At 58.0% G+C, this 13,161-nt stretch carries 11 protein-coding genes; 4 read left to right on the top strand and 7 right to left on the bottom strand.

Annotated features, from left to right (window positions below):
• Window positions 1-21 precede the first annotated feature (21 nt).
• Complete coding sequence (locus PMA3_RS25400; RefSeq protein ID WP_064679771.1) at window positions 22-2,337, bottom strand: TonB-dependent receptor; 2,316 nt, start codon at window positions 2,335-2,337, stop codon at window positions 22-24.
• A 206-nt stretch (window positions 2,338-2,543) separates the two neighbouring features.
• Here PMA3_RS25400 and PMA3_RS25395 point away from each other — a divergent pair, with 206 nt between their 5' ends.
• Together PMA3_RS25395 and PMA3_RS25390 are read left to right on the top strand one after the other, a co-directional pair.
• Window positions 2,544-3,224: a Fe2+-dependent dioxygenase gene (locus PMA3_RS25395; RefSeq protein ID WP_064679770.1), complete on the top strand. Its 681-nt coding sequence runs from the start codon at window positions 2,544-2,546 to the stop codon at window positions 3,222-3,224.
• On the top strand, window positions 3,221-3,982 hold the full coding sequence (locus PMA3_RS25390; protein WP_064679769.1) for a tetratricopeptide repeat protein: 762 nt from the start codon (window positions 3,221-3,223) through the stop codon (window positions 3,980-3,982). The genes PMA3_RS25395 and PMA3_RS25390 overlap by 4 nt, the downstream gene beginning before the upstream one ends.
• 45 nt (window positions 3,983-4,027) lie before the next feature.
• Here the strand turns inward: PMA3_RS25390 and PMA3_RS25385 are convergent, their stop codons facing one another.
• From PMA3_RS25385 to PMA3_RS25360, 6 genes are all read right to left on the bottom strand, one after another.
• Window positions 4,028-5,095, bottom strand: a complete 1,068-nt coding sequence (locus PMA3_RS25385) for an alpha-xenorhabdolysin family binary toxin subunit A (RefSeq protein ID WP_064679768.1) — start codon at window positions 5,093-5,095, stop codon at window positions 4,028-4,030.
• A 173-nt stretch (window positions 5,096-5,268) separates the two neighbouring features.
• The gene (locus PMA3_RS25380; protein ID WP_064679767.1) at window positions 5,269-6,432 is read right to left on the bottom strand and encodes a type III PLP-dependent enzyme; all 1,164 of its coding nucleotides are present in this window, start codon (window positions 6,430-6,432) and stop codon (window positions 5,269-5,271) included.
• Window positions 6,433-6,899: 467 nt separating this feature from the next.
• Window positions 6,900-8,057 carry an osmoprotectant ABC transporter ATP-binding protein OsmV gene (locus PMA3_RS25375; protein WP_064679766.1) on the bottom strand — a complete coding sequence of 386 codons (1,158 nt, stop codon included), beginning with the start codon at window positions 8,055-8,057 and terminating at the stop codon, window positions 6,900-6,902.
• Window positions 8,054-8,707 carry an ABC transporter permease gene (locus PMA3_RS25370; protein WP_064679765.1) on the bottom strand — a complete coding sequence of 218 codons (654 nt, stop codon included), beginning with the start codon at window positions 8,705-8,707 and terminating at the stop codon, window positions 8,054-8,056. Before PMA3_RS25370 ends, PMA3_RS25375 begins: the two co-directional genes overlap by 4 nt.
• 12 nt (window positions 8,708-8,719) lie before the next feature.
• The gene (locus tag PMA3_RS25365) at window positions 8,720-9,613 is read right to left on the bottom strand and encodes a glycine betaine ABC transporter substrate-binding protein (RefSeq protein ID WP_064679764.1); all 894 of its coding nucleotides are present in this window, start codon (window positions 9,611-9,613) and stop codon (window positions 8,720-8,722) included.
• A gap of 20 nt (window positions 9,614-9,633) precedes the next feature.
• Complete coding sequence (locus PMA3_RS25360) at window positions 9,634-10,350, bottom strand: ABC transporter permease (RefSeq protein WP_064679763.1); 717 nt, start codon at window positions 10,348-10,350, stop codon at window positions 9,634-9,636.
• Window positions 10,351-10,678: 328 nt separating this feature from the next.
• On the opposite strand from PMA3_RS25360, the gene PMA3_RS25355 reads away from it, so the two are divergent.
• Together PMA3_RS25355 and PMA3_RS25350 are read left to right on the top strand one after the other, a co-directional pair.
• Window positions 10,679-12,262, top strand: a complete 1,584-nt coding sequence (locus PMA3_RS25355; protein ID WP_064679762.1) for a peptide chain release factor 3 — start codon at window positions 10,679-10,681, stop codon at window positions 12,260-12,262.
• Window positions 12,263-12,597: 335 nt separating this feature from the next.
• The gene (locus tag PMA3_RS25350) at window positions 12,598-12,870 is read left to right on the top strand and encodes a hypothetical protein (protein WP_064679761.1); all 273 of its coding nucleotides are present in this window, start codon (window positions 12,598-12,600) and stop codon (window positions 12,868-12,870) included.
• Window positions 12,871-13,161: the final 291 nt, after the last annotated feature.

Raw genomic sequence — 13,161 nt, 5'->3', positions numbered from 1 at the left:
GCTCGCTCCTACAGTTCTCTATCAGAAGTGGAAGTTGGTGCTCAGCAACGCGGTACGGCCTGCCGCCTGGTTGGCGAAGTGGGTCGAGAACGCTTTGTCGTAGTAGGTTTCGTCGGTCAGGTTCTGCACGTTCAGCTGCAGGTCGACGTTTTTGGTCAGCTTGTAGGCCACCATCGCGTCGTAACGTACATAGTCATCCACCATGGTGGTATTGGCCACGCTGCCGAATACGTCGTCGACGTAGAACGCGCCGCCACCGATGGTCAGCTTCGGCGTGACCTGGTAGGTCGTCCAGAGGCTGGCGCTGTTTTTCGGCGTGTTAGGCAGCTCGTTGCCGTCGTTGGCCGCGCCCAACGGGCCGCCGTCGACTTGTTCGCTGTCCATGTAGGCATAACCGGCGAAGACTTGCCATTTGTCGGTGATCTTGCCGGTGGCCGACAGTTCGACACCTTGAACGCGGGTTTTACCGGCGTTTTCGTACGAGGTGGTGTCCACTTGAACACGTGCGTTGTCTTTCTCGGTGCGGAAGATATCGGCGGTCAGGGACAGGCGATCGTTCAGCAGGTCCCACTTGGTACCGATCTCGTAGTTCTTGGTGGTTTCCGGCTCCATGTCGCTTTTCAGCAGGTTGCCGTTGCGATCCGGGGTGCCGCCCAGCGGGTTGCCTTCCTGACCTTCACCCAGGGTGTTGCCCGGTGGCGTGGCGGACGTGGCATACGAGGCATAGATACTGCCGTTTTCAGCCGGCTTGTAGACCACGCCGAATTGGCCTGTGACGAATTCGCTGACGTCATCGCCTTTGGACGTGGTGGTGCCGGCGGCGTTGTAGGTCTTGTAGTCGGTATCGAAATGGTCGTAACGCAGGCCCATGTTCACCAGCCACTGATCGGACAGCTCCAGGGTGTCGAACACGTACAGCGCATAGGTCTTGGCCTTGGTGTCGGTGCCGGCGTAGTTGCGCGAGATGGAGCCGTCCCATGGGTCGTTCGGGTTCGGGTTGGACAGCGAGGTGCAGTTGTAGTTGCTCGCAGCGCCGATCAGGGCCGGGGTGCAGTTGGTGGTCGCGGCGGCGGTACCCGGCGTGGTGTCGGTGTTGACCGTGTACGAGGACTTCTTGCCTTCCTCGCGGCTCAGCTCGATACCGGTGGCGAAGCTGTTCTTGAAGCCGGCGATGTACACATCACCAAACAGATCGGTCTGGTTGGTGGTGGTCGTGGTGTTGCTGACACGGGTGTTGGCCCGACGCCAGACGCTGCCATTGTTGACGTTGCCCTTGGAGTCGTCCGGCTGGGTCAGGATGTAATCCTGCATGCTGCTGCCGTGGCGCAGGGTGTTCTTGACGGTCAACGCATCGTTCAGGTCGTGCTCGATGGCGAAGGTCGCGGTGTCGGTGCGGCCCTTGCGGAAATCGCGGTCCAGACCGTAGAAGTTGCTGTCATCGCCACCGGCGTAAGGCTTGTCCGGATTGGACTTGGTGCGGGCGGCAGCAAGGCCGGCAGGAATGGTGTACGGAATGCCCGAATCCGGCGTGTCGTTACTTTCCAGGTGGTAGTAATCGAGGTTCACCCGAGTGTCGGTGCCCAGGCCGAAGGCCAGCGATGGGGCGATGCCCCAACGGTCGTAATCGACCTTGTCCCGGCCGGCGACGTTGCTTTCGTGGCTCATCAGGTTCAGACGGCCAGCGGCGGTGTCGGTGAACTGGTAGTTGCCGTCGAGGGTATAGCGCTGTGTCTGGTCCGAGCCCCAGGTGAAGCCACCGTCGAGCGAGTCGCCCAGGTGGGCTTTCTTGCTGACCAGGTTGATGCTGCCGCCGGCAGCGCCACGGCCGCCGATGGCCGAGTTAGGGCCTTTGCTGACTTCAATCGATTCGACGGCGAAGATCTCGCGGCTTTGCGAACCGGTGTCGCGCACGCCGTCCAGGTAGGTATCGCCCTGGGCATCGAAGCCGCGAATGAACGGACGGTCGCCCTGTGGGTTACCGCCTTCACCGGCACCGAAGGTGATGCCGGGAACGGTGCGCAGGGCGTCCTGCATGTTGAGGGCGCCGGTGTCCTTGAGGACTTGTTGCGGGATCACGGTAATCGAGCGCGGCGTGTCGACCAGCGGCGCGGTGTACTTGGGCGAGGAGGCGTTTTCAACGTTGTAGGTCGTCGCGTCCTGGGCTTCGCCGTTAATCGCAGTGGCGTCGAGGGAAATCGCATTGCCCGGCGCTTTCTCGTCGGTCTTCTCGGCAGCGAAAACCATATGGCCAGCGGAGCCGGCAGTGATCGCCACGCCAATTGCAGACGCAAGCAAACGCGGTGAACTGACCGGTAATTGTGAGTGTTGGCGTGACATGAGCATTCCCCTCCCCAAGGATTTGAGGCCGCGGAATATAGGGTAAACAAGTATTCGTATCAATTGCGAAACATTACTATTCGCACTGAATTTACATTCTTTACAATTTACCCTTACGGTTTTTGATGTTTCATTCGTCGCCAGGGTTTTACACAGGCAATAAGAATCAATACCATTGCCATCCTTTTGCCTTCAGGTGCTTCCCCATGCTGCTGCACATTCCCGACTTGTTCGCTAAAGAAGAAGTGCGGCGCATTCGTGAGGCTCTGGAACAGGCCGATTGGGCGGATGGCAAGATCACCGCGGGTTATCAGTCGGCCAAGGCCAAGCACAACCTGCAACTGCCGGAAGGTCATCCATTGGCCAAGGAGGTTGGCGCGGCGATGGTGGAGCGGCTGTGGAAAAATCCGCTGTTCATGTCGGCCGCGCTACCGCACAAGGTCTTCCCGCCGTTGCTGAACTGTTACACGGCCGGTGGCAGCTTCGATTTCCACATCGACAACGCCGTGCGCCAGCCCAAGAACAGCATTGAGCGGGTGCGCACCGATCTGTCGGCAACGTTGTTTTTCAGCGAGCCCGAGGACTATGACGGTGGCGAGCTGGAAATCCAGGACACCTTCGGCACCCAACGGGTGAAGTTGCCCGCGGGCGATATGGTCCTGTACCCCGGCACCAGCCTGCACAAGGTCAACGCCGTCACCCGCGGTTCGCGCTTTGCCTCGTTCTTCTGGACCCAAAGCCTGGTCCGAGAAGACAGCCAGCGCGCCTTGCTGTTCGAGATGGACGGGGCGATCCAGCAGTTGATGCAAGATATGCCCGATCACCCTTCGCTGATCCGCCTGACCGGCACTTACCACAACCTGCTGCGTCGCTGGGTCGAGGTATGAGTTTTCAATTGCGCCGCGAAGAAGTGCTCGACGGCGATCGCCTCAAAGCCATGCTCAATGAAAGCCCCGCTCGCGCGGCCCAGGCGATTCTGATTGCGGCCCGGGAAGGCGTGCTCGACGCCCAGGCCTTGCTCGGGCAGATTCTGCTGGATGGCCGAGGGATCGCGCAGGATCAGCCGCTGGCCGTGCGCTGGTTCGCAATCGCCGCGCAGGGAGGTCATCTGATGGCGCGCAACATGCTCGGTCGTTGTCATGAGCATGGCTGGGGATGTGTTGCCGATGCGGCGGTTGCTGCCTTGCATTATCGCGTCGCCGCCGAAGCTGGCCTCGATTGGGCGATGTACAACTACGCCAATCTGCTGGCGACCGGGCGCGGGGTGGTGATGGACCCGTTTCAAGCGTTGAGCCTGTATCGACAGGCCGCAGAACTGGGGCATGCAAAATCGATGAACCTACTGGGGCGTTATCTGGAAGAAGGGCAGATTTGTCCAGCCGATCCATCGGCGGCAAGGTGTTGGTATCGACGATCGGCCGAAGGTGGGGATTTTCGAGGCCAGTTCAGTTATGCGGCGCTGTTGGCCGATGAGGGGCAGGTTGACGAAGCGTTGTCCTGGTTGCGCCGGGCATTGGCTGGCGGTAACCAGAATTTTCTGCGAGTGGGTGGTGAGGCGTTACTCAACGCCCCGCACCCCGTCATTCGAGCGATGGCTCTACAGTATCAGCAGCGTGCGTCGCAACTCGCTAAACAAGTGACTTGACTGTTTATTTATAAATGGTTCTACCAAGTGCAGAAATGAGCAGATTCAATCTAGCGCCCTTGTCAGGGCTCTGGCATTCGCATCCACTTTTTGCCAGTCTTCGAGAACTGCCCGCAGGCTGGTAACAAATGCTCTTAGCGTCAGGAACTCGTGAATCCCGTCCACTTTGTTTTTTGACGAGTCAATATACTCGGAAATAGTGATCCACAAGGTTTCCACCAGAGCCACACTGCTGATAGCGTCATTGATAAAAGTATCTATGACGGATAGACGGTTATGCAGTGTTTGCAGGGTCCCCGTAAGAATGTACTTCTGGCGGACTTGCTCGGTGAGCTCGTTCCGGCGACGGATCAAAGGGTCTACCTCAATTATCTTAGCTACCTCTTTGGTACGCTCGATCACAAACAGGGTGGGGTGGAATGAAAAGATCTTATCGTAAATATTTGATTCGTACGCCTTGGTTTTTTTGTCCACCAATTGTTGGGCTGCATCGATTTCGGCGTTGAGCTGGCTGATTTCTGCGGACACTTCATGAGGGTCGGCCAGCTTCAGCTTTTTGCTGATCATTACCGATATTTCATTGTTCAACTCCTTTTTGAAGATACGAAGGCGTAGCTCAATGTCAGTGCTGCTCATCCTTTTTTGTTCGATGGATCTGGCAATGAACTGGATGGAGTCCTTGATTGTCGGGAATCTGTTTTTCTCTTCCTGTCCCACCTGCAAAGGCGGCAGCAGGGCGATTTCTTCCTCGGACAGTCTTTCAAGAGTGCCCAGGTAGTTTTTATAACCTGGCATTGTCACAACGGCATCGATAATGTCGTTGCCGAAGGAAGTCAGGTCCGCATGGAAGGCGTTAAGACTGCCGGCAACTTTTTTCATCGATAATTCGATGTCGTTCCAGCTGTTCGCGTTGCTTACGATTTTGGCAAAAGTGCTGGCAATTTCATACGGCTCCAGACCTGCGATTCCGTTTTCTTCACCTTTGAGAAATTGTTGAACCTCACTCAGGGTGATTGGAAGTGCATGTGCGGTGGTGACGTACTCTTTGATACGTGTAATGTCGCTTTTGGTAATGATCGGTGGGGATGCAACAGGTGCGGCATTATGTTCCATGGTTTAAATCCTTTTAAAATAATGGAGTGAGGTCGCAGAGTAACCTTGTTTTTGGATGCTTTTATATGATTGGTCTGTAACTCATTATGAAATCGGAGTGCAGGACATTGGTGCCAATAATTAGCCATAAAAAAACCCGTGAAATTCACGGGTTTTTTATGGACGATTACTAATTAAACGTAAAACGATTTCAGCGGCGGGAAGCCATTGAATTCAACGGCGCTGTAGCTGGTGGTGTAGGCACCGGTCGACAACCAGTACATACGATCACCAATGGCCAGGTTCAGCGGCAAACCATACTTGTAGTTTTCGTACATGATGTCGGCGCTGTCGCAGGTCGGGCCGGCGATGACCACTTCTTCCATTTCGCCTTTCTTCTCGGTCCAGATCGGGAACTTGATGGCTTCGTCCATGGTTTCGATCAGACCGGAGAATTTGCCCACGTCCGTGTACACCCAGCGCTCGACGGCGGTGCGGGATTTACGCGCAACCAGCACCACTTCGCTGACCAGAATGCCAGCGTTGGCGATCAGCGAACGGCCAGGTTCCAGGATGATTTCCGGCAGGTCGTCACCGAAGTCTTCCTTGAGGAAACGGATGATTTCTTCGGCGTAGGTTTCCAGGCTGTTGGTGCGGGTGATGTAGTTGGCCGGAAAGCCACCGCCCATGTTGATCAGCTTGAGCACGATGCCGTCTTCTTCCTTCAGGCGCTCGAAGATCACTTTGACCTTGGCGATCGCCGCGTCCCAGACGCTGATGTCGCGCTGTTGCGAGCCGACGTGGAAGGAAATGCCGTAAGGCACCAGACCGAGGTCGCGGGCCAGGATCAGCAGGTCCATGGCCATGTCGGTCTGGCAGCCGAATTTGCGCGACAAAGGCCAGTCAGCCGTGGTCGAGCCTTCGGTGAGAATACGCACGTAGACTTTCGAGCCCGGCGCCGCCTTGGCGATGTTGCGCAGGTCGGCTTCGGAGTCGGTGGAGAACAGGCGCACGCCTTTCTCGTAGAAATAACGGATGTCTTTGGATTTCTTGATGGTGTTGCCGTAGCTGATACGGTCGGCGCTGACGCCGCGGTCCATCACCTTGTCCAGCTCATAGATCGAGGCGATGTCGAAGCTCGACCCCTTATCTTTCAACAGGTCAATGATCTCGACAGCCGGGTTGGCTTTTACCGCGTAATAGACTTTGGCGAATTCGAAACCGGCGCGCAGGTCATCGTAGGCCTGGCTGATCATCGCGGTGTCGATCACCACGAACGGGGTTTCTTGCTTGTCGGCGAACGCCTTCATTTTGTCAAAGGTAGCGCGCTCGAAATAATCTTCGACGTTGATCGACATGCTGGAGACTCCTAAGGGCAAACTGAAATTAACAATGGGTGCAAATGAACGTCCTCCGTATCCCCACTTTGGTTCGCCTACTTCCCAAGGCATGTCGCCGAAAGCAAAAAGGCCACGGGAGGCGGTGCTTTCCCTTGGCCTTGCTGTCTCGTCGTCAGTACTTGAGCCGGATGGATCGTTTCCAGCATGGACGTTCGGCGCGAACTTTAGGGCGTGAGGGCCTTGAGATCAACAAAAAATGTCGCGTTATTGCACGCTTCCGTCGTGCGGTCCCGGACATCTACTGATGTAACGGACCTGCATGACAGTGTGATGTTCCCGTAGGAGGGAGATTTGAGATGTTTCAGGCGGGATTTGTGGTGCCCCATTCGCGAGCAAGCCCGCTCCCACAGGGTTTCTGGTGTACACAAATTTTTGTATACGACGGAAACCACTGTGGGAGCGGGCTTGCCCGCGAAGGCGTCCGATCAGGCGACCGCAGTTTCAGCCGGCGAAACAATGCTGGTCTTGCCGCCACGGGACTTACCGGAACTCAGGTACTCGGCAATCGACTCCTGGGTCACCTCACCGAGGAACACCCGCTCGGCATCCATCACCGGCAGCCACGAACGGTTGAACTCGTACATGCGCGACAGCAGGATGCGCAAATGCTCGTCGTACGCCGCCGTGGCGTTGAATTCGCGCCGGTATTGCGCGCAAGTGCCGGTCTGACGGTGCAGGTCGCGACGTCGTACATAACCGAGCGCCTTATTCTCACCATCCGTGACCACCACATAACGACGGTCCAGTTCGTCCATCAATTCCAGCGCTTCGGCCACCGGGGTTTCCGGGCTCACCGACGGCGCGTTGTCCGCCGCATCTTCGGCTTTTACCAGCAACAGCCGCTTGAGCGTGCTGTCCTGGCCGACGAAGTTGCTGACAAAGTCATCCGCCGGATGCGCCAGCAACGTATCCGGGTGGTCGATCTGCAACAGCTTGCCGGCGCGGAAGATCGCGATCTTGTCGCCCAGCTTGATCGCTTCGTCGATGTCATGGCTGACCATGATCACCGTCTTGTTCAGCGCCCGCTGCATCTCGAAGAACTCGTTCTGGATCATCTCGCGGTTGATCGGGTCGACCGCGCCGAACGGTTCGTCCATCAACAGCAACGGCGCATCGGCCGCCAGGGCGCGAATCACGCCGATCCGCTGTTGCTGGCCACCGGACAACTCACGCGGGTAGCGAGTCAGGTACTGCTTGGGCTCGAGCTTGATCATGCTCATCAACTCCCGGGCGCGGTCGTGGCATTTCTGCTTGTCCCAGCCCAGCAGGCGCGGAACGATGGTGATGTTTTCCTCGATGGTCATGTTCGGGAACAGACCGATCTGCTGGATCACATAACCGATATTGCGGCGCAGGGTCACGGCGTCGAGGTCGGTGGTGTCTTCGCCATTGATCAGGATCTTGCCCGAGGTCGGCTTGATCAGACGGTTGATCATCTTCAGCGTGGTGCTTTTGCCGCAGCCCGATGGCCCGAGGAACACACAGATCTCGCCTTCATTGACGGTCAGGCTTACCGAGTCCACGGCTTTCACATCTTTGCCGTTGCTTTGGAAGGTCTTGCTGAGGTTTTGAAGTTCGATCATTTCAGGAGTCCTTTTGGAGTCAGCGTGCGTTGCAGCCATTGCAGAAGCAGGTCGGCGAAGATGGCCAGGAGACTGACCAGCACGGCGCCGACGATCAGCATCGACATGTCGCTGCGGCTGATTGAAGCGAGAATAAGTACACCAAGGCCACCGGCGCCGATGGTCGCGGCGATGGTCATGACGCCAATGTTCATGACCACGGCGGTGCGCACACCGGCGAGGATCACCGGCACGGCGATCGGCAGCTCGACCATGCGCAGGCGCTGGCCAAAGGTCATGCCGATGCCGCGGGCGGCTTCGCGAATGCCGGGTTCGACGCCGGTCAGGGCGAGGTAGGTGTTACGCATGATCGGCAGCAGCGAGTACAAGAACACTGCCGTGATCGCCGGCATCGGGCCCAGGCCCTGGCCGAATTTCGAGTAGAACGGCAGCAGCAGGCCGAACAGGGCAATCGACGGCACGGTCAGCAGCACCGTGGCGCTGGCTTGCAAGGGACCGGCGAGTGTCGGGAAGCGCGTCATCAGGATGCCCAGCGGCACGCCAACGAGGATCGCCAATGTCACGGCAATGCCGACCAGGGTGATGTGCTGCCAGGTCAATTGCGCGACCTGCGCCCAGTCGAGATGGGAAAAGGCGTTCAAAAATTCCATGTCTTTTCCTCCTCAGTTGATAGGGTGCTGGCGCAGGAAATCTGCGGCAACGGATGAAGGGCTTTCGTGATCGACATCGACCCGCGCATTCAGCGCACGCATGGTGGCGTCATCGAACAGCTCGGCCAGCGGTTTGATGTCTTCCGCCAGTGTCGGATGGGCGTCCAGGTACTCCTGGCGCACGACCGGCGCGGCGGTGTAGTCGGGGAAGTAGTGCTTGTCGTCTTCCAGCAGTTTGAGCTTGAAGGCGTTCAAACGACCGTCGGTGGTATAGACCAGGCCGGCAAACACCTGACCATTGCGCAGGGCGGTGTAGACCAGCCCGGCATCCATCTGGCGGGTGTTTTTACGGGTCAGGTTCATGCCGTAGAGGTCGACCATGCCGGCCATGCCGTCGGAACGGTTGGCGAACTCGGTGTCTAGGGCGACGAGGTGGTTGGTCTTCGCCTCGGCCTGCATCACCGTGTTCAGCTCGCTGATGGTGTTGATCTGCGGATAAGCCTTCGCGGTCTTTTCCGGCAGCGCCAGGGCGTAGGTGTTGCTGAACTTCGACGGGGTGAGCCAGATCAGGCCTTTTTTCGCGTCGAGTTCTTTCACCCGGGCGTAGGACTGAGCGCTGTCGAGTTTGTCAGTGACATGGTTGTAAGCCACCAGCGACACGCCGGTGTATTCCCACATCAGGTCCAGTTGCCCACTTTCTTGAGCGCTGCGAGCGAGGGTGCTGCCCAGACCGCCGGTCACCTGGGTGTCGTAACCCTTGGTGCGCAGGTACTGGGAGGTGATTTCCGCGAGCAGGGTTTGTTCGGTGAACACCCGGGCGCCGATGCGGATTACAGGTTTTTCAGCGGCTTGGGCAAATCCTGCGAACAGCAGGGCGCAGCCTAAAAATAAGCATAGTTTTTTCATATCGATTCCTTTGCCGAGGCTTAAGACGGGCGCAGCCCGCGTTCGAGCCAGAGGCGGCTGGCGAGTGTCACCAGGCCGTCGAGCAGCAAGGCCAGCAGGGCGGTGCACGCCGCGCCGAGCATCAGTTGCGGCTGATTGTTCAGGGCGATGCCGGGGAAAATCAGGCTGCCCAGGCTGTTGGCGCCGATCAGGAACGCCAGGGGTGCGGTACCGACGTTGATCGCCAGCGCCACGCGCACGCCACCGATGATGATCGGCACGGCGTTCGGCAGTTCGACCCGCCACAACACCTGAGTCGGTGTCATGCCGATGCCGACGGCCGCTTCCTTGAGCGAACCCTGGACGTTTTTCAGGCCTTCATAGGTGTTGCGCACGATCGGCAACAGCGAGGCGAGGAACAGGGCGAAGATTGCGGGGCCGCTGCCGATGCCGAGGACACCCAGGGCGATGGCCAGCACGGCGAGAGGCGGCACGGTGTTGCCGATGTTGAAGATCTGCATGAAGCGTTCGGCGCGTCCAACCATGGTCGGGCGGCTGAGGAAGATACCGGCGGGTATGCCCACAACAAGGGCGGCCAGCATGGAAACGAGGACGAGAATCAAATGAGCTTGCAGGTAAAACAACAAATCGTCGCGGTAATGTTCGATCGTGTTGATGCCAATCCAGTGGACCAGCAGGGCCAGGAGGGCGACGACAACCGCACCTCCTATCAGCCCCTTGCCATAGCGAATAGCCACAGGCGGACTCCTTTTGTTCAGTCGGCGGACGCAGTCCCGTGTGGCATGCCATTCCTGGCTGCCGGGAAAACAACGTTCGCGAGAAGCAGCTCTTCATGCTGGTGGAACCGCATGAAATCGAGCCATAAGCGCAGCCTCGTCAGGCTAACTTGCTGATTTTTCAACCCTGACGAATAGTCGTAACAGGGGAGTGGACGCCTCCACGGTCTGAAAGGTTCCCATCTGAAGCAGCATTTGGCCACCCCTAATGTGCTCAACGGTTCGGTTATTGACTCAAGTTGGGCTATAATCTGCGCCCTTTTTTGAATCACCTGCCAGGCGATTTCCCATGACCAAACAGGCCGCCGAAGTCGCGAAACGCCGCACTTTCGCCATTATTTCCCACCCCGATGCCGGTAAAACCACCATCACCGAGAAGCTCTTGCTGATGGGCAAGGCGATTGCGGTAGCCGGTACGGTGAAATCTCGTAAATCCGACCGCCATGCCACCTCCGACTGGATGGAAATGGAAAAACAACGGGGTATTTCCATTACCACGTCGGTCATGCAGTTCCCGTATCGCGACCACATGATCAACCTGCTCGACACCCCGGGCCACGAAGACTTCTCCGAAGATACCTACCGCACCCTGACGGCGGTGGACTCGGCCTTGATGGTCCTCGACGGCGGTAAAGGCGTTGAGCCACGTACGATTGCGTTGATGGACGTCTGCCGTCTGCGCGACACGCCGATCGTCAGCTTCATCAACAAGCTCGACCGTGACATTCGCGACCCGATCGAACTGCTCGACGAAATCGAAGCCGTCCTGAAGATCAAGGCCGCGCCGATCACCTGGCCGATCGGTTGCTACCGTGACTTCAAGGGCGTCTATCACCTCGCCGACGACTACATCATCGTCTACACCGCCGGTCACGGCCACGAGCGCACCGATGTGAAAATCATCGAGAAGCTCGACTCCGATGAAGCCCGCGCGCACTTGGGCGACGAGTACGATCGCTTCGTCGATCAGCTGGAACTGGTGCAGGGCGCCTGCCACGAATTCAACCAGCAGGAATTCCTCGACGGCCAACTGACCCCGGTATTCTTCGGTACCGCACTGGGCAACTTCGGTGTCGATCACGTGCTCGACGCCGTGGTCAACTGGGCGCCGAAACCCCTGGCCCGTGTGGCCAACGAGCGCACCGTGGAACCGGTCGAAGAGAAATTCGCCGGCTTCGTGTTCAAGATCCAGGCGAACATGGACCCGAAACACCGCGACCGTATCGCCTTCATGCGTATCTGCTCCGGCAAGTACGAAAAAGGCATGAAGATGCGCCACGTGCGCACCGGCAAAGACGTGCGGATCGGCGATGCCCTGACGTTCTTCTCCTCCGAGCGTGAACAGCTGGAAGAGGCCTTTGCCGGCGACATCATCGGCCTGCACAACCACGGTACCATCCAGATCGGCGACACCTTCACCGAAGGCGAAGTCCTGGGCTTCACCGGCATCCCGCACTTCGCCCCGGAATTGTTCCGCCGCGTGCGCCTGCGTGATCCGCTCAAGTCCAAGCAACTGCGCCAGGGCCTGCAGCAGCTGGCGGAAGAGGGCGCGACCCAGGTGTTCTTCCCCGAGCGCAGCAACGACATCATCCTCGGCGCCGTCGGTGTGCTGCAGTTCGATGTGGTCGCCAGCCGCCTGAAAGAGGAATACAAGGTCGAGTGCTCCTACGAGCCGATCACCGTGTACTCCGCGCGCTGGATCGATTGCGACGACAAGAAGAAACTCGAGGAATTCCGGGTCAAGGCCGTGGAAAACCTCGCGGTCGACGGCGGCGGTCACCTGACCTACCTGGCCCCGACCCGGGTCAACCTGGCACTGATGGAAGAGCGCTGGCCGGACGTGAAATTCCGCGCGACCCGTGAGCATCATTAAGCGCTGATTGGTTACATCCAAAACCCCGTTGCGAAAGCTGCGGGGTTTTTCTTTGGCCGACAGTTTTCACCTGTAGGAGCGAGCTTGCTCGCGATGGAGTGTCAGCTAGGCAAGTGTTGACTGATCCACCATCGCGAGCAAGCTCGCTCCTACAGGGGGCATCTGTGGGCTGTTAAATAACCATTCGCCATAGCGATTATGCAAAACCATTCTCTGCACCCATGGCATTTCCCGGCGATCATCAACGTCCTGGTTTGAGAACCCGCTCGATTACAACTGGATCTCGCACAAACGCCACGGCACCCGGGTTCGTCGTGGGCAGGAGGGCGTTGGCTATGAGCATGTTTCTACGCGGTGTGTTGTTGCTGAAGGTGTTGGTCCTACTGTCCCTCGGTTCGTCGGCAGCATGGGCGGAATGTCAGGACCATGAAAAGCAGGCCTGGAATTGGCAGGGCACGCAGAGCGAGACGATGATTGCCCAATCCGGATCAGAGCCGGGTGACCTGCTGCTGGCTGGCAGCACGGATGAGGACGATTCTATGGAAGGTGACGAGGGCGAGGACGACAGCCAGACGTCGATCGCCAACACAAGATCCTCTTCTGCCTGACTGATGTGTGATCGCGGTGGAAGAGGTTGGGTTATCACTTAACCCCGGGTGAAACGCAGTCTCTGTGGGAGCGGCGGTGCGACGATTCGACTTGCCCGCGATTGCGAAGTGTCATTCAGCGATTCATTAACTGATACACCGCCATCGCGGGCAAGTCGAATTGTCGGAGAGCCCCATGTCGATAGAAAGTGAGGTCTTTCTGTAGGATTTTTTTCCTGATCTCGTAGCTTGGTTCTGCTTTTGCGTTATCGACTCTTTTTTACCCGCGACAACCAAGCCGTGAACGCCTAG

Origin of the sequence: Pseudomonas silesiensis (assembly GCF_001661075.1) — a bacterium.
Classification (GTDB): Bacteria; Pseudomonadota; Gammaproteobacteria; order Pseudomonadales; family Pseudomonadaceae; genus Aquipseudomonas; species Aquipseudomonas silesiensis.
This window is presented reverse-complemented; position numbering and strand designations above follow the sequence as displayed.